The organism is Nostoc mirabile CHAB5784, from assembly GCF_020829645.1.
GTDB classification, from domain to species: domain Bacteria; phylum Cyanobacteriota; class Cyanobacteriia; order Cyanobacteriales; family Nostocaceae; genus Nostoc; species Nostoc mirabile.
Genome location: NZ_JAIVFS010000009.1, coordinates 61,348 through 74,573, shown reverse-complemented (window position 1 = coordinate 74,573; position 13,226 = coordinate 61,348). Strand labels below are relative to the sequence as shown.

General features: G+C 42.8%; 13 protein-coding genes. 11 read left to right on the top strand and 2 right to left on the bottom strand.

Annotated elements, in window-relative coordinates; all coding sequences use genetic code 11:
• The first annotated feature begins 183 nt into the window (after nucleotides 1-183).
• The 7 genes from LC653_RS08945 (at nucleotide 184) to LC653_RS08915 (ending at nucleotide 3,366) form a co-directional block, all read left to right on the top strand.
• The gene (locus LC653_RS08945) at nucleotides 184-501 is read left to right on the top strand and encodes a DUF2605 domain-containing protein (protein WP_229494152.1); all 318 of its coding nucleotides are present in this window, start codon (nucleotides 184-186) and stop codon (nucleotides 499-501) included.
• Nucleotides 502-830: 329 nt separating this feature from the next.
• The gene (locus LC653_RS08940; RefSeq protein WP_229494151.1) at nucleotides 831-1,160 is read left to right on the top strand and encodes a DUF2973 domain-containing protein; all 330 of its coding nucleotides are present in this window, start codon (nucleotides 831-833) and stop codon (nucleotides 1,158-1,160) included.
• Nucleotides 1,161-1,336: 176 nt separating this feature from the next.
• Entirely contained in the window at nucleotides 1,337-1,513 is a 177-nt protein-coding gene (locus LC653_RS08935; RefSeq protein ID WP_229494150.1) for a hypothetical protein, read from the top strand.
• Nucleotides 1,514-1,591: 78 nt separating this feature from the next.
• Nucleotides 1,592-1,888 (top strand): BrnT family toxin, encoded by a 297-nt coding sequence (locus LC653_RS08930; protein WP_229494149.1) that lies wholly within the window; start codon nucleotides 1,592-1,594, stop codon nucleotides 1,886-1,888.
• Entirely contained in the window at nucleotides 1,878-2,174 is a 297-nt protein-coding gene (locus tag LC653_RS08925; RefSeq protein ID WP_229494148.1) for a BrnA antitoxin family protein, read from the top strand. The genes LC653_RS08930 and LC653_RS08925 overlap by 11 nt, the downstream gene beginning before the upstream one ends.
• A 98-nt stretch (nucleotides 2,175-2,272) precedes the next feature.
• Complete coding sequence (locus LC653_RS08920; protein ID WP_229494147.1) at nucleotides 2,273-2,686, top strand: RusA family crossover junction endodeoxyribonuclease; 414 nt, start codon at nucleotides 2,273-2,275, stop codon at nucleotides 2,684-2,686.
• On the top strand, nucleotides 2,686-3,366 hold the full coding sequence (locus LC653_RS08915) for a hypothetical protein (RefSeq protein ID WP_229494146.1): 681 nt from the start codon (nucleotides 2,686-2,688) through the stop codon (nucleotides 3,364-3,366). Before LC653_RS08920 ends, LC653_RS08915 begins: the two co-directional genes overlap by 1 nt.
• A gap of 172 nt (nucleotides 3,367-3,538) precedes the next feature.
• Here LC653_RS08915 and LC653_RS08910 read toward each other — a convergent pair whose 3' ends face one another.
• Nucleotides 3,539-5,830, bottom strand: a complete 2,292-nt coding sequence (locus LC653_RS08910) for an amylo-alpha-1,6-glucosidase (protein WP_229494216.1) — start codon at nucleotides 5,828-5,830, stop codon at nucleotides 3,539-3,541.
• A gap of 917 nt (nucleotides 5,831-6,747) precedes the next feature.
• On the opposite strand from LC653_RS08910, the gene LC653_RS08905 reads away from it, so the two are divergent.
• The 4 genes from LC653_RS08905 to LC653_RS08890 all read left to right on the top strand — a co-directional run bounded on the left by LC653_RS08905 (nucleotide 6,748) and on the right by LC653_RS08890 (nucleotide 12,310).
• Nucleotides 6,748-8,757 (top strand): DICT sensory domain-containing protein, encoded by a 2,010-nt coding sequence (locus tag LC653_RS08905; protein WP_229494145.1) that lies wholly within the window; start codon nucleotides 6,748-6,750, stop codon nucleotides 8,755-8,757.
• Between the two features lie 160 nt (nucleotides 8,758-8,917).
• Complete coding sequence (locus LC653_RS08900) at nucleotides 8,918-9,343, top strand: photosystem I reaction center subunit II PsaD (protein ID WP_229494144.1); 426 nt, start codon at nucleotides 8,918-8,920, stop codon at nucleotides 9,341-9,343.
• Between the two features lie 92 nt (nucleotides 9,344-9,435).
• Complete coding sequence (gene trpE, locus LC653_RS08895; RefSeq protein ID WP_229494143.1) at nucleotides 9,436-10,989, top strand: anthranilate synthase component I; 1,554 nt, start codon at nucleotides 9,436-9,438, stop codon at nucleotides 10,987-10,989.
• 628 nt (nucleotides 10,990-11,617) lie between these two features.
• A complete protein-coding gene (locus LC653_RS08890) occupies nucleotides 11,618-12,310 on the top strand; it encodes a hypothetical protein (RefSeq protein ID WP_229494142.1) in 693 nt (230 codons plus the stop codon).
• 412 nt (nucleotides 12,311-12,722) lie between these two features.
• Here LC653_RS08890 and LC653_RS08885 read toward each other — a convergent pair whose 3' ends face one another.
• Nucleotides 12,723-13,178 (bottom strand): nuclear transport factor 2 family protein, encoded by a 456-nt coding sequence (locus LC653_RS08885; protein ID WP_229494141.1) that lies wholly within the window; start codon nucleotides 13,176-13,178, stop codon nucleotides 12,723-12,725.
• Between the last annotated feature and the right edge of the window lie 48 nt (nucleotides 13,179-13,226).

The window sequence follows — 13,226 nt, the reverse complement described above, 5'->3', positions numbered from 1 at the left end:
AGCTATATCTATAGAAGCCTCTCCAAAGGAACTGTACAAACCTATTAGCAAGACTATATAATGATTTATGTGTTCTTTGTTACAAATTTTTACATCCTCAAATTATGAGAGAATGGAAAAAAATGTTAAGAAACGTAAATAACGTTAATATTAGTAAGAAAGTTTGAAATATTCTTCTCATTTATGTCAGACTCAAATTTACCAGGGACAGATTTGCTAAAAACGGTTTTAGAACCCCTGCTGGAAGATTTTCAGCATTGGTTTACGCGATCGCGTCATTTACTCGAAACCGAGCAACTATCATTTATGAGTCACCAAGAGCAATCTGACTTGCTTTTGCGGGTTAAGCAAGCGCAAGATGAACTAAATACGGCGAAGATGCTGTTTACAGCTACTGATAAACAAGTCGGAATTGATATGGCAACATTAATGCCTTGGCATCAATTAGTAACAGAATGCTGGAATGTCGCAATGCGCTTTCGCCAAGCGCGTGAAGCCTAAGCAACAGATGGAAGCATCTGTTAAATTTTGGCAGCCTACTTAGCGATATATAACGACAACCCTCTTTGCGTCTACACAAGACGGTAAGTCAGCCGTCAAAGAAATAGTAAAAAACTCTTAACAATTTCTTAACACTCATTGGATTAACAAAGTAATGTATCCTATGCTACCGTAAGTGGAATAACGGTTGACAAATAGCTTCATATAAATGTAACCGCACAAAGAGTGCGTCAAATACTCGTCTTAACTGTGAGTCACAGTGTCGGCGAAACAAAGCGTTACAAAATCAAAATAAAGTTTTAAAAATTGCTGTCCTGGAGGAAAATTCAATGTTACACCTGCTTTACATTCTTGCTTTTACAATCCTTGCATTTATAGCTGTTGGCAACTTAATTCGTAACCTGATCATGTTCAGTTTTGATCGGGAGCGAACTTACCCGACGAATTCCTCGCCAATGAATAATCAAGGCAACTATGGTTATTATTCATCAAAAAAACAGTTTGTACCCCATCCAGAGTTATTAGATAACGCGGGCAACTTAATTAAAGAGCCACTTTTGGTAATGCGTTCGATTAACGTTGAAGATGCGCGTCAACATCTTGATGCACTTTACGAAGCATCCCCAGGACATAAAAGAGAAAATTCTGAAGAAGCTTAAAAAAAGTTAGGAGTTAGGAGTTAAGAGTTAAGAGTTTGGGTGTAAATTATTGTTGTTTTTACATCCTTAACCCTTCTCGTACAGAAATTTATTACCATCCTTGAACTTGAGGCGATCGCGTCGGTAGGCTGGTAAGTTAACATTGTGTTGTCCACTTGGCCCAGGTTTAAGTTGCTATGAGTGACAAAAAAGCCGTTATTGAGTTGGTGAAACATTTACCCCAGGATGTAACCCTACGAGAAATTGTTCAGAAAATTGAGTTTATTGCAGCTATACGGGAAGGGTTTAATCAGATTGACCAAGGGCAGGGAATTCCAGTTGAGCAGATAATCGATGCCTGGACTAGCAAGTAATTCTCTCACCAAAAGCACTTAGAAATTTACAAAAAAGCGTATTGACAACGTAAATACATCTTGCCTAGACTATGAGGTATGGATGTGTTTTTCGTGCTTAATGGTGTCACCTTCCTTTGGAACGAGGAGAAAGCTCGGATTAATCCCAGCAATCATAACGGCATAACATTTCAGCAAGCCGTAGAAGCTTTCTTCGATCCGTTTCTAGTGGTGGTTGATGCAAGCCGCAATGATGAGGAGCGGGATGCTGTGATTGGCTTGGACAGACGATGGAATCTTCTGTACGTCGTCTACATTGAGCGTGAAAACGACATGATTAAGATCATCTCGGCTCGGAAAGCGACGCACAAGGAACGTGAATACTATGAAAGCTGAAGATTTAAAAAAGCGACTCGATAAAAATCGTCCAATGACAACAATTACAATTCGCATTCCCGAAGATGTGATTGAGGATTTGAAGCGGGTAGCACCATTGTTAGGGTTTTCTGGTTATCAGCCATTAGTTCGTGCTTACATCGGACAAGGACTTAGAGCAGATATTGAGCGACTTGAGGGTGATACTGTTTCTACATTGATTGCGAGCCTGAAACGGCATGGTGTGAGTGATGAGATAATTCGTGAAGCACTCAGCGAAGCTACTAGGCGACACAGCAACAGTTAGTAACGGCAGTATTCCTCTGTCATGAGTAGCGGGAATTATCCGCTTGTGTTCGAGGTTACTAGCATAAAATAACCTGCGATCTATTATTTAAAATTGCATTGACCAGATTTGAGTTCATAGTAGATGGCCCACCAGTATCACAACAGGCTCGTAAGCGCGGTAAGGGCAATCGACTTCAAGATTGGAAAAAGACAGTGCGACAAGAGGCTGAAAAATATTGGTCTTCGGAACAAAAAACAGCTACTGGGTTGGTTATGCTCCAAATAACCTATTTCTATGATTCTGTTCAAATAGATGTAGACAATATAGTGAAGCCTATTCAAGATGCAATTAAAGGATTAGCCTACGTCGATGATAATCAAGTAAGCGATCTCCTAGTTAGAAAGAGGAATTTGTCAGGTAACTTTAGAATAGAAAACATGACCTCGACATTGGCGGAAGGCTTTGCCCGTGGCAATGAGTTCTTACATATTGTCGTAATTAATGCTCCTAACCAGGAGGTACTTACCTGATGGAAACTTCAACCGCAAACTTAGAAAGAGAGCGATTGCTGAAACTAGGAGAGGAGTATCGTGAAAAGGGTTACGAAGTTTTTTTTCATCCAAATCCAGAAGACTTGCCTGACTTCCTTAATACCTATCGCCCTGACATGATAGTACGTCGAGGAGAAGAAAATGTAGTTATTGAAGTTAAGTCACGCTCTTCACTTAACTCTTCTTCTAATCAATACTTAGGTAATTTAGCTCAAGCGGTAGAAAAACATCCTGGTTGGAGATTTGAATTAGTAATGACCAACCCGGAGGATACAATGTATTCTCCCAAAGCAGAGGCTTCTCTTCAAGAACATGAAATAGAATCACAGTTGCAACTAGCAAGGCAACTTATAACACAACATCCAGAATCAGCTATCCTATATTCCTGGTCTTTGGTAGAAGCAACTTTGAGACTTATTGCCCAAAAGGAAGAGCTAAGTTTACAAAGATTTGATCCACTCTACTTAATAAAGCAATTAGCAACTGAAGGTGTAATTTCAAAATCTGAGTATCAGTTACTAATGGATGCACTCCCATTACGTAATTCTATTGCTCATGGCTTCAAAACTACACAAATTACGCAAAATTCTGTATATGAATTGATCGAGCTTACAGAGCAACTCTTGAGAACTCTACACACTGGAGATGAAGCAGACTAACACTGCATTGGTTGGAGTAGATAGTAGGACAAGCCCTGATGCTGAATTTCAGGTTATGCTACTGAGCGATGCCTACGACGGGCTATTCGGCGTCGCACCAACCATAAAATAGGGAGTGGTAAATTCCCTACTCCCTAGTACAGACGCGATTAATTGCGTCTCTCCCTACTCCCTACGCTTCAATAACTACCCGTAAATTACCGCGTTTTTTTGCAACGCGACAAGCAGTCGTAGTACCAGAACGCTCGAATTCTAAATCGAGGATGGTGGGGCCGACTCGCAAATTATGAAATGACAGGCGATTAATCGATTCTGGCAAAGCGGGGTCGATTATTCGCAAGCAGTTATTTTGAGCATCAGGTACCAAGTTAACCATCATTTGCAGTAGTTGGAAGACACTACCAGTAGCCCAAGCTTGGGGAGTGCAGGCAACTGGATACTGTACAGGGGCATTATCACCGTTCCGTTCGTAGCCGCAGAAGAGTTCTGGAGGACGTTGATAAGGCTGCTGACTAGTCATGTCGAATAAACCTTGGAAAATTTCTAAGGCTTGATCGATAAGACCGAGCGATCGCAATCCCATTGCAATCAGAGCGTTATCATGGGGCCAAACTGAGCCAGTGTGATAGCCCATTGGATTATAAGCGGGTGACAAACTACTCAGAGTCCGAATGCCCCAACCATTAAACATATCTGGTGCCCGCAATCGTTCTGCGACACTATAGGCTCTTTCGTGGTTGAAGAGGCCCAATTGCAGACAATGACCAGGATTTGAGGTAATACTGTCTACTGGCTTGCCATCTCCATCCAAAGCCAAAGCGCAAAAATCCTGGTTTTCAACCCAAAAATCTCGATTAAAACGAACCTTAAGATTTCTGGCCTCTTCTTGCCAACGATCTGCCAAATCAAGCCGCTTTTTCATCCTAGCGATTTCTGCTAGACGCATTTTTGCAGCATAGACATAAGCTTGCACCTCACAGAGGGCAATTGGGCCGTTGGCTAATTCTCCCTTATGATCTACGATACAGTCGCCAGAATCTTTCCAACCTTGGTTAACAAGACCGCGTTTGGATTTACGGAAGTAACTGAGGTAGCTGGTTTCTTTCGTATTGCGATCAATCCAGTCCATTGCTGCTAGAGCATTTGGCCAAAGTTGCTCTAGAAGTTCGTGATCGTGAGTCCAAGCATAATGTTCGGCATACAGCATCAGCCACAGGGGAGTGGCATCAACTGTACCGTAGTAGGGTGTATGGGGAATTTCTTGACAACGAGCCATTTCTCCCAAACGTAACTCGTGCAAAATCTTACCCGGTTCTTCTTCGCGCCATTCGTCCTCGATTTTACCTTGGTATGCCGCAAGCAATATCAGGGTTTCTTTGGCGATTTGCGAGTTTAACATTAGGGCTTGAGAAGCTGTAATCAGCGAATCCCGCCCAAATAGTGTCGAAAACCACGGCACTCCAGCCGAAACTGTCTTATGCTTACCAAAAGACTGACGCAACAAATACATATCTTGCTCGGCCCGTTCAATCACTCGATTGAAGGTGCTTTTATCTGAGCTAATGCGTGTAATTTGTTGTACCCAGTTTTGCTCCTCCATCAACTCAGCAGCTTTCGCCTGTCCTAAAGTAAAGGCGGCGCTCACGGTTGAACTAGACTGGTTGTTTTTCAACATGCTCACCCGGTAGCCCAACTTTTGAGTTTCGTGAGAAGTCAACTCTAGCTGCCAAACCGCAGTGTAACCCTTGAAATAGTCTGGTTGGCGATGCTGGAATAAAATACGGGATTCCATTACTGAGCCATCCAGACCTTGATAGGCGAGTGTTAAGGATTCTTCCCTAAAAATTTGTGGCTCTTTGGGTATAGGCGAAACACCATCGGCTAGAGAAACTGTTCCTTCTTCAGACGGCGGTTCTACTAGACGTAAAAGCCTACCTCGTTTTTCTCTGTCATAGCCCCGGACTTCAAATAAATCAACAAAATCCGCATCAAAGCTGATGGTTAGTTCAAAATTGACAGTGGTTGTGCTGTAGTTAGATACCTCTATTTCTTCAAATAGTGCCCCATTCAGCACCATTTCCCGGCTAATTCCCACGGTTTCGGCTTTCAGGCGTTCGTCGATTCTGGGGTTGGTACACAAAGCTGAGAGTGAAAACCCTTTTTCGGCAGTACTACTGAGGAGTACAGGCGATCGCCCTTCAATTTGCAACTCCAAGCGATTCAGAAATCTCGTATCACAACAAAACAGTCCCATGCTGGGATTGCCATCGTTGAGGGAACAGCCAGAAATATTCCCGATAGTATCCGTTACAAAAAATAAATCATCATCTTTAACCGTCAGTGTCGGTTGTGGTCTTTCACTTACAACACAAGGCCACTCCGGGATAGGTAATTGTTCGGCAGGAATAAAAGTTTTGCCATCTAGGAAAATTTTTTCCGGGGTCATTAGGGTATCCGATGTCATTAGCAAAAGTTCCGTGTACAAGTCTATATTTTTGTGGTCTTCTGAGTAGAGGTTGCTGACCCTCACAACTTTCAAAAAAAAGACGCTTTCTAAAACTTGCTTGAGCCATTGGAGCCAAAATAACACTTAACTACTGCTGACAACATAGCAGCGCTCAAACCCGTATAAGCAGATATTTATAAACTTATTTATAACTCTAAATTGACACTTCCCGCACTTGTAGGGCGGAGATTATTTGTTTTCTACTATTATACGATTTTGTTTTAAAAATCTATGGTATTTGATTAGACTAATTTATGATAATTCATTAATTGATTAAATTATGTGAATGTAGCAGTAATGATTTTTGGATAAGAAAATTTATTTAGTAGGCATAAATCAACATAGGCAAAGTAGGCGACAATACTGTTCGGTTAAGCCTAAGAAATAACTCCAATGTAGGTTGGGTTGAGGAACGAAACCCAACATTTTCAGGGGTTTGTTGGGTTTTACTCTGTTCAACCCAACCTACAAATTTTCAAAACCTACGCAGTATTGAAGTAGGCGATGTCTACAACGGGCTACTTTGCCTACATCTGGACTATCAATCAATAATCAGTGGTTATCAGTGAATCAAACATTTAAAACTATACAAAAATTAGTAGCTTGGTACTTAGCTGTGAAATATTTTAGTTGTGCAAGCATATTTCAAAGTTGGTCGAGAATGTATATTGGGCGTAGTAGGTTGTCAATCAACAAATCAAGTTGTATGCACTCCTCCTAATTGGTAACGAAGTGTTGCGCCTGCTTTGGCAGAAAGTGCTTAAGCGCGTTCTTTACATATTGCAACTCTCTATTTAACTTGAGAGTCCCTTGGAATTTGTACAATGCAGCTGTGACTTTTGATCTTGTCGAGGTTGAGCGTTTAACAATAATTCATGAGCATTTCGACTTCTGTGCTGAGTGATCTGCTAAAGTCCCTACCATACTTGCGGCCCCAGCTATATTTTAAGGCTTCACTAACGGCGCTCTCCCATGCGATGGAAGATCAAGTTTTGGCTGCGACTTTAGCACAACCCCTTGTAATTGCTAGTTTCCAGCGAGAGCGATTCTACCGCCAAGAAGCTCATCGCTACCTGCGACTTGCCTTGCGGAGTAACCAAATATACGTATTATCTGCTCCAGAAACGGATTTCGGCAACAGTTCGGAACACTATGAAAAGGTCGCTTTTGAGCCAACGGATGGCTTAAGTCAAGAGTGGCATTTAGTAGTGATTGCTGACAATTATGCTACTTGTCTGGTTTGCCGGGAAAACCTTGGTTCTATTGCCAAAAACAAGCAACTACCGGAACTGAGCCCTAATCTGGATATAGACACAGCGCGAAGATTTGAGGGAGTTTGGACATCGGAAAGGGGAGTTAGCCTCAAAGCAGCCGAATTGCTGTTAGACAGGATTTTGGTTTACAGACCAGAACTGGCAAGTAAAATTGAGGAGGCACGTCAGAGGTTTGGTATAGGAGAGCCGCGAAGCCAATCTGGAGCAGAACAGATCAATGAATATGCTTGTGACATCGATACAGATCCCTTTGTGCAGCGCTTAGTAACTTACTTGCAAGCTAGTCAGTACAAATTGCACAAAGCCTACCGTTCCATTGCTGCCCAAGCACGAAAAGAACGATTAGTCAACTCGATTAGCACTGCCATTCGGCGATCGCTCGATCCTCACGAAGTTCTCCAGGTGGCGGCACAAGAATTAGGGCAACACCTAGAAGCTTGTCGCTGTCTAATTTACCGCGCTCAAGCCACAGATAGCCAAGCCATAATTGAACACGAGTTTTTGAATCCCGGCATTTTATCGCTTCGTGGGCAAACCTGGGAGTTAGAGAAAAATTCTCTATTTCGGGACATAGTGCAACAAGGCGAAGGTGTTTGTATTAGCGATACACTGAATGACCCTCGTGTTAACAATTCGCCAGCCCTCTCCTTGATCGCCAAAAAGTTTGCCATTCGTTCTTGGCTGATGGAACCAGTATTCTATCAGGGGCGATTATTGGGCATCGTGGAGTTACACTATTGCCGAATGCCACCGCACGAGTGCCAACCTGGGGAATTGGATTTGGTAGAAGCGATTGCTACCCAAGTGGGAGCAGCTCTCATCCAAGCGGAAGCTTACGCTAACCTAGAAGAATTGAACCAGCAGCTAGAAGCCCTAGACCGCACCCGCAGCAACCTCATAGCCATCACCGGACATGAACTGCGTACCCCCCTGTCCACCATTCAAGTTTGCCTGGAAAGCCTTGCTAGTGAGCCGGATATGCCTTTAGAGTTGCAGCAGGTCATGCTTAACACTGCTCTTTCCGACTCAGAACGGATGCGAAAACTGGTACAAGATTTCCTCACACTTTCCAACTTGGAAAGCGGTCGGGTGGAATGGCATCCAGAATCTCTCACCTTACAAGAGTGTATAGATTTATCACTCAGCCGCAATCGCACGCGTTCCTCAACGGAAAAGCCGCCGAAAATCAAGACTGAAATTGCCGAAAACCTACCTTTGGTTAGAGCTGACGGTGATTGGCTAGTAGAGGTACTAGCAAAACTCATAGACAATGCTTGTAAATTTACGCCACCCCAAGGAGAAATCACCATTAAAGCTATTTACAACAGCCATCAAATGGTCGAGGTGACTGTAGCAGACACTGGACGCGGCATTGAACCGAATCGTTTAGAAGTAGTTTTTGACCGCTTCTATCAGGAAGAGGGAGCGCTGCGCCGCACCACTGGCGGGACTGGACTTGGTTTAGCAATTTGCCGTCAAATTGTTAATGGCTGGGGTGGGGAAATTTGGGCAGAGTCAACCGGCAAAGACCAGGGTAGTCAGTTTCACTTCACCATACCGATTGTTCAAAGTAGTCAAGAAGAAAAGCGGACAAAAGTCAAGAGTAGATAAGGATTGGGCATGGGGCAGGGGAGGCACGGGAGGCAGGGGAGAATCACCAATGACCAATGACCAATGACTAATGACTAAAAACTGTTACAGTCTATGACGCGATCGCAATATGATCGTGGTTGCGGTGTTAGGATTCCCTAAAAACGTTGAGAGAAAACTTATGGCAGAAACACTCTCTGGACAAACCCCGCTATACGGTGGCAGCACCGGTGGCTTGCTCACAAAAGCAGAAGTAGAAGAAAAGTACGCTATTACTTGGACTAGCCCGAAAGAGCAAGTTTTTGAATTGCCTACAGGTGGTGCTGCTACTATGCGGCAAGGTGAAAACCTGCTGTATATAGCTCGTAAAGAATATGGAATCGCTTTGGGCGGTCAGCAACTCCGGAAACTCAAAATTACAGATTACAAAGTTTACCGGATTTTACCCAACGGAGAAACCACTTTACTTCACCCAGCTGATGGTGTATTCCCCGAAAAGGTGAATGAAGGCCGCGACAAAGTGCGTTATGTAGACCGTCGTATCGGACAAAACCCCAGTCCCTCTAAACTTAAGTTTAGCGGTGTTTATACCTACGACGCTCCGTAACTAGCTGTTAGTAGCTAATGGGTAATTAGTAATGGATAATTGGTAAGAAAAATAATTACCCATTACCCATTACCAATTACCTTTGAAAAATAATGATGTTTCCGGATTTCTCGCAGTTTTCGGCCCTAGCGCAACAAGGCAACTTCGTCCCGGTATATCAAGAATGGGTGGCAGACCTAGATACGCCCGTATCTGCTTGGTATAAAGTCTGTGCAGGTCAGCCCTATAGTTTTTTGTTGGAATCGATCGAAGGTGGGGAAAAACTGGGACGCTATAGTTTAGTTGGTTGCGATCCTCTGTGGGTTTTGGAAGCAAGGGGCGATCGCACAACCCAGAAAAACCGTGATGGTTCGCAGGTCGTTTTTGCAGGCGACCCTTTTACAGCTTTAGCCGAATGTTTAGCACCTTTTCACCCAGTCAAGTTACCACAGCTACCGCCAGGAATTGGCGGTTTGTTTGGGTTTTGGGGCTATGAATTAATTCGCTGGATTGAGCCGCGTGTGCCAATTCACCCACCAGATGAGCGAAATATCCCTGATGGGTTGTGGATGCAGGTAGACCACCTATTGATTTTTGACCAAGTGAAGCGGAAAATTTGGGCGATCGCCTATGCTGATTTACGTGATCCGAAAGTAGATTTCAAAGCAGCATATCAACAAGCGTGCGATCGCGTCACTCAAATGCTCGAAAAGCTATCTTTGCCCCTATCGCCAGAAAAAACTCGATTGGAATGGAAACCGCCAGGGAGCAGGGGAGCAGAGGAGCATACTTCGACTGCGCTCAGTAACCGGGGGAGCAAAGGAGCAGAGGAGTACAATACTAATTTCACTCGCCCTGATTTTTGTGCTAGCGTCCAAAAGGCCAAAGACTACATCAAAACAGGCGATATCTTCCAAGTAGTAATTTCCCAGCGACTATCAACAGCATACACAGGCGACCCCTTTGCCCTTTATCGCTCCCTACGTCAGATAAATCCTTCGCCTTACATGGCTTACTTTAACTTCCAAAATTGGCAAATCATCGGTTCAAGCCCTGAAGTGATGGTGAAAGCCGAAACAGATTCAGATGGTGGAGTGATAGCGACGGTACGCCCAATTGCCGGCACACGTCCACGGGGGAAAACCACCCAGGAAGATGCAGCCTTTGCGAAGGATTTACTCGAAGATCCTAAAGAAGTTGCCGAACATGTGATGCTTATAGATTTAGGGCGGAATGATTTGGGGCGGGTTTGTGAAAATGGTAGCGTCAAAGTTGATGAATTAATGGTAGTTGAGCGCTACTCCCATGTGATGCACATAGTCAGCAATGTTGTGGGTAAATTAGCACTTGGTAAAACAGCATGGGATTTATTGAAAGCTTGTTTCCCAGCAGGTACGGTAAGCGGCGCACCCAAGATTCGGGCAATGGAAATTATCCACGAGTTAGAGTCTAGCCGTCGGGGTGTTTATTCCGGTGTGTATGGATATTACGATTTTGAAGGACAATTAAATACTGCGATCGCAATTCGCACAATGGTAGTGCATGATAATACGGTAATCGTGCAAGCCGGTGCAGGTTTGGTGGCTGATTCTGAGCCAGAAAAAGAATACGAAGAGACGCTGAATAAGGCCAGAGGTCTATTAGAGGCGATTCGTTGTTTGCGTTGAACTCGGGCTTGGAGACTAATAGCTCAATTCAGTTATTCTGGAAGAACCTCTCCTCCAACCCTAAAACGGTTGGGGCCTGGAAACTAGTGGTCTGTCTCATTAATTTTGATGAGTTTGTAGTAAGCACTGAAGTGCTTAAAAATTCAGGACTAAAGTCCTTACTACAAACCCTCAAAACTACCTTGACAGACTACCAGTACACTGTGGCGGAAATTTGCCTACCTTTAACAATGGGATTTTGTCCCTTGTCTGCCTGTATAGTTACTTTCGCCAATTAATAGCACACTGGTTTTTGTTGGTTAATTGTAAAACCGGGCTTGATATAAGTACAGTAACAGTTCGATTTGCTGTATGAGAATCTAGACCAGATGGCATTTTCGCACTGCAATCGCTATTGAAAACAACCGATTCCATCAACGATCTTTTAAAAGATTATTAAATAGTTTTCAGGTGAATGCGGAGTTTTTTAAGTCTCAGAATATACTAAATTAGAACAAGTAGTATTGACTTCTAGAACCTTTCTCGCTCAAGAGCATCTCAACTATTCTTTACTTGTTTATATTTAAATAACAATATATCTTTGGATAGAGTAATAATTTATTCATCTACCAAGAGTAATAGATTATCAATGACTTTTTTCAATCCCTCTGAGCCGCTCCTGCGTGAAAAACAGCAAGAGCTAGATTTTCAAGATATTCAAGGTCTAGTCTGTCTAAACTACCAAATTGGAAATTTCATCCTCTTTTCAAAGTTTTATACTCGCGTCGATCAAGCATTTATTCTCTGGGGACTAATTTCATCTGGGATTTTTGTAACCGCCCAGTTTCTACCCATTAGCTGGAGTAGCCAAGCGATTTTGTGGTCAGTGCTTACCTTATTCGGTGCAGTCGGTATGGTAAGTTTAACTTGGTTTTGGGCAACTGTAGAACAGCTACGCTGGGTTATTTATAGCTGGGCGATTTTAATCATAATGGGTTTAATCTTGACCGATCTGAGCATTTTTTTGGGATGGGGAGAGGTCTTGATGCGTTTGTGTCCACTGTGGTTAGGATTAAGTGCCATCGGCTACTTTTGCACCGGGGTAGGAATGCGTTCACGCACATTTATTCTGATGGGGTTTATTCATTTTCTGGGAATTTTAGTTTTGCCGTACTGCGGTGTCATGCAGTTTCTCTCAACGGGGCTAATTATGACCGTTAGTTTACTGTTACTAGCAGAATTACAATGGGATATGCAATCTTCAAGTGATTACAACCAATTAACACCACAACAAAAGCAGTTTAACCAAGCACAGTCCCAACGGCGTCAAATGACTAGCTAAAGTTATAAAGAATTAAAATCTTACTTTAGACAAGTTTGTATAACAATATAGCTATATCTCTTGGCTAGGTAGTGTTTCTACTTGGGAGAGAGAGTTTTCCACCCAACTGTTAGCTATTCTATATTTATTAAAACAAACAACACTGTATGGGTGTTATGCCGCTGTGGCCCATTATCGGACATCGAAGGAGAGCGACCGCAGATGTTTGAACAGTGTAAATTAAATACGTTGACGGTGTGGAGTTTTTGTCGCTTCCTCCACTTCATTATCACCAAGGGAAGGTTAAATTCTTTATCAGAGCGGTCTGAGGTGATAAACGTCTTGTGTTTTTTACATTACAACTTAATTTTCGCACTTCAATCTCCTTAATTCATTTTGAACTAAGGAGATTGAAGTGTCACGACTAGTGCAACTATCTGTTAGTTGGCGTTTGTGTGTCAAAATATTCACGCCAACGACTAATTTGACTATCCTTGAAATCTACAACAATTACGTCATCAGCTTTATTACGAAGACCTGTTGCCTTTTCTGTATCTTCGTAGTACCACTCTACTGCTGCCTGATTTGCTCCAATGATAATCCGCTGGATGTCTATTTTGATATCTGAATACTGTTGTTTAAAATTGGTAAGTCCTTCTCGAATTCCTTCTTGCCCCCGCCAGCATTGACCAGGCACGATTAGTTCTCCATCAACTGTAAACAATTGTGCAAGAGCATCGACATCTTGAGCAACCCATGCATCTTTAGCTTTTTCTATTAATATCTGGATATCTTGTTGGTTCATAGAATGACTGGCAAATAAAGGTGTGCTAAAAGTTAAGCTAACAAATATAGTTCCTAACACTAGCCATTGAGATAACCAAAACATCTAGATTTTTCTACCCTCTAAAGTATCAAGCTATAGAGCATTAGTAAA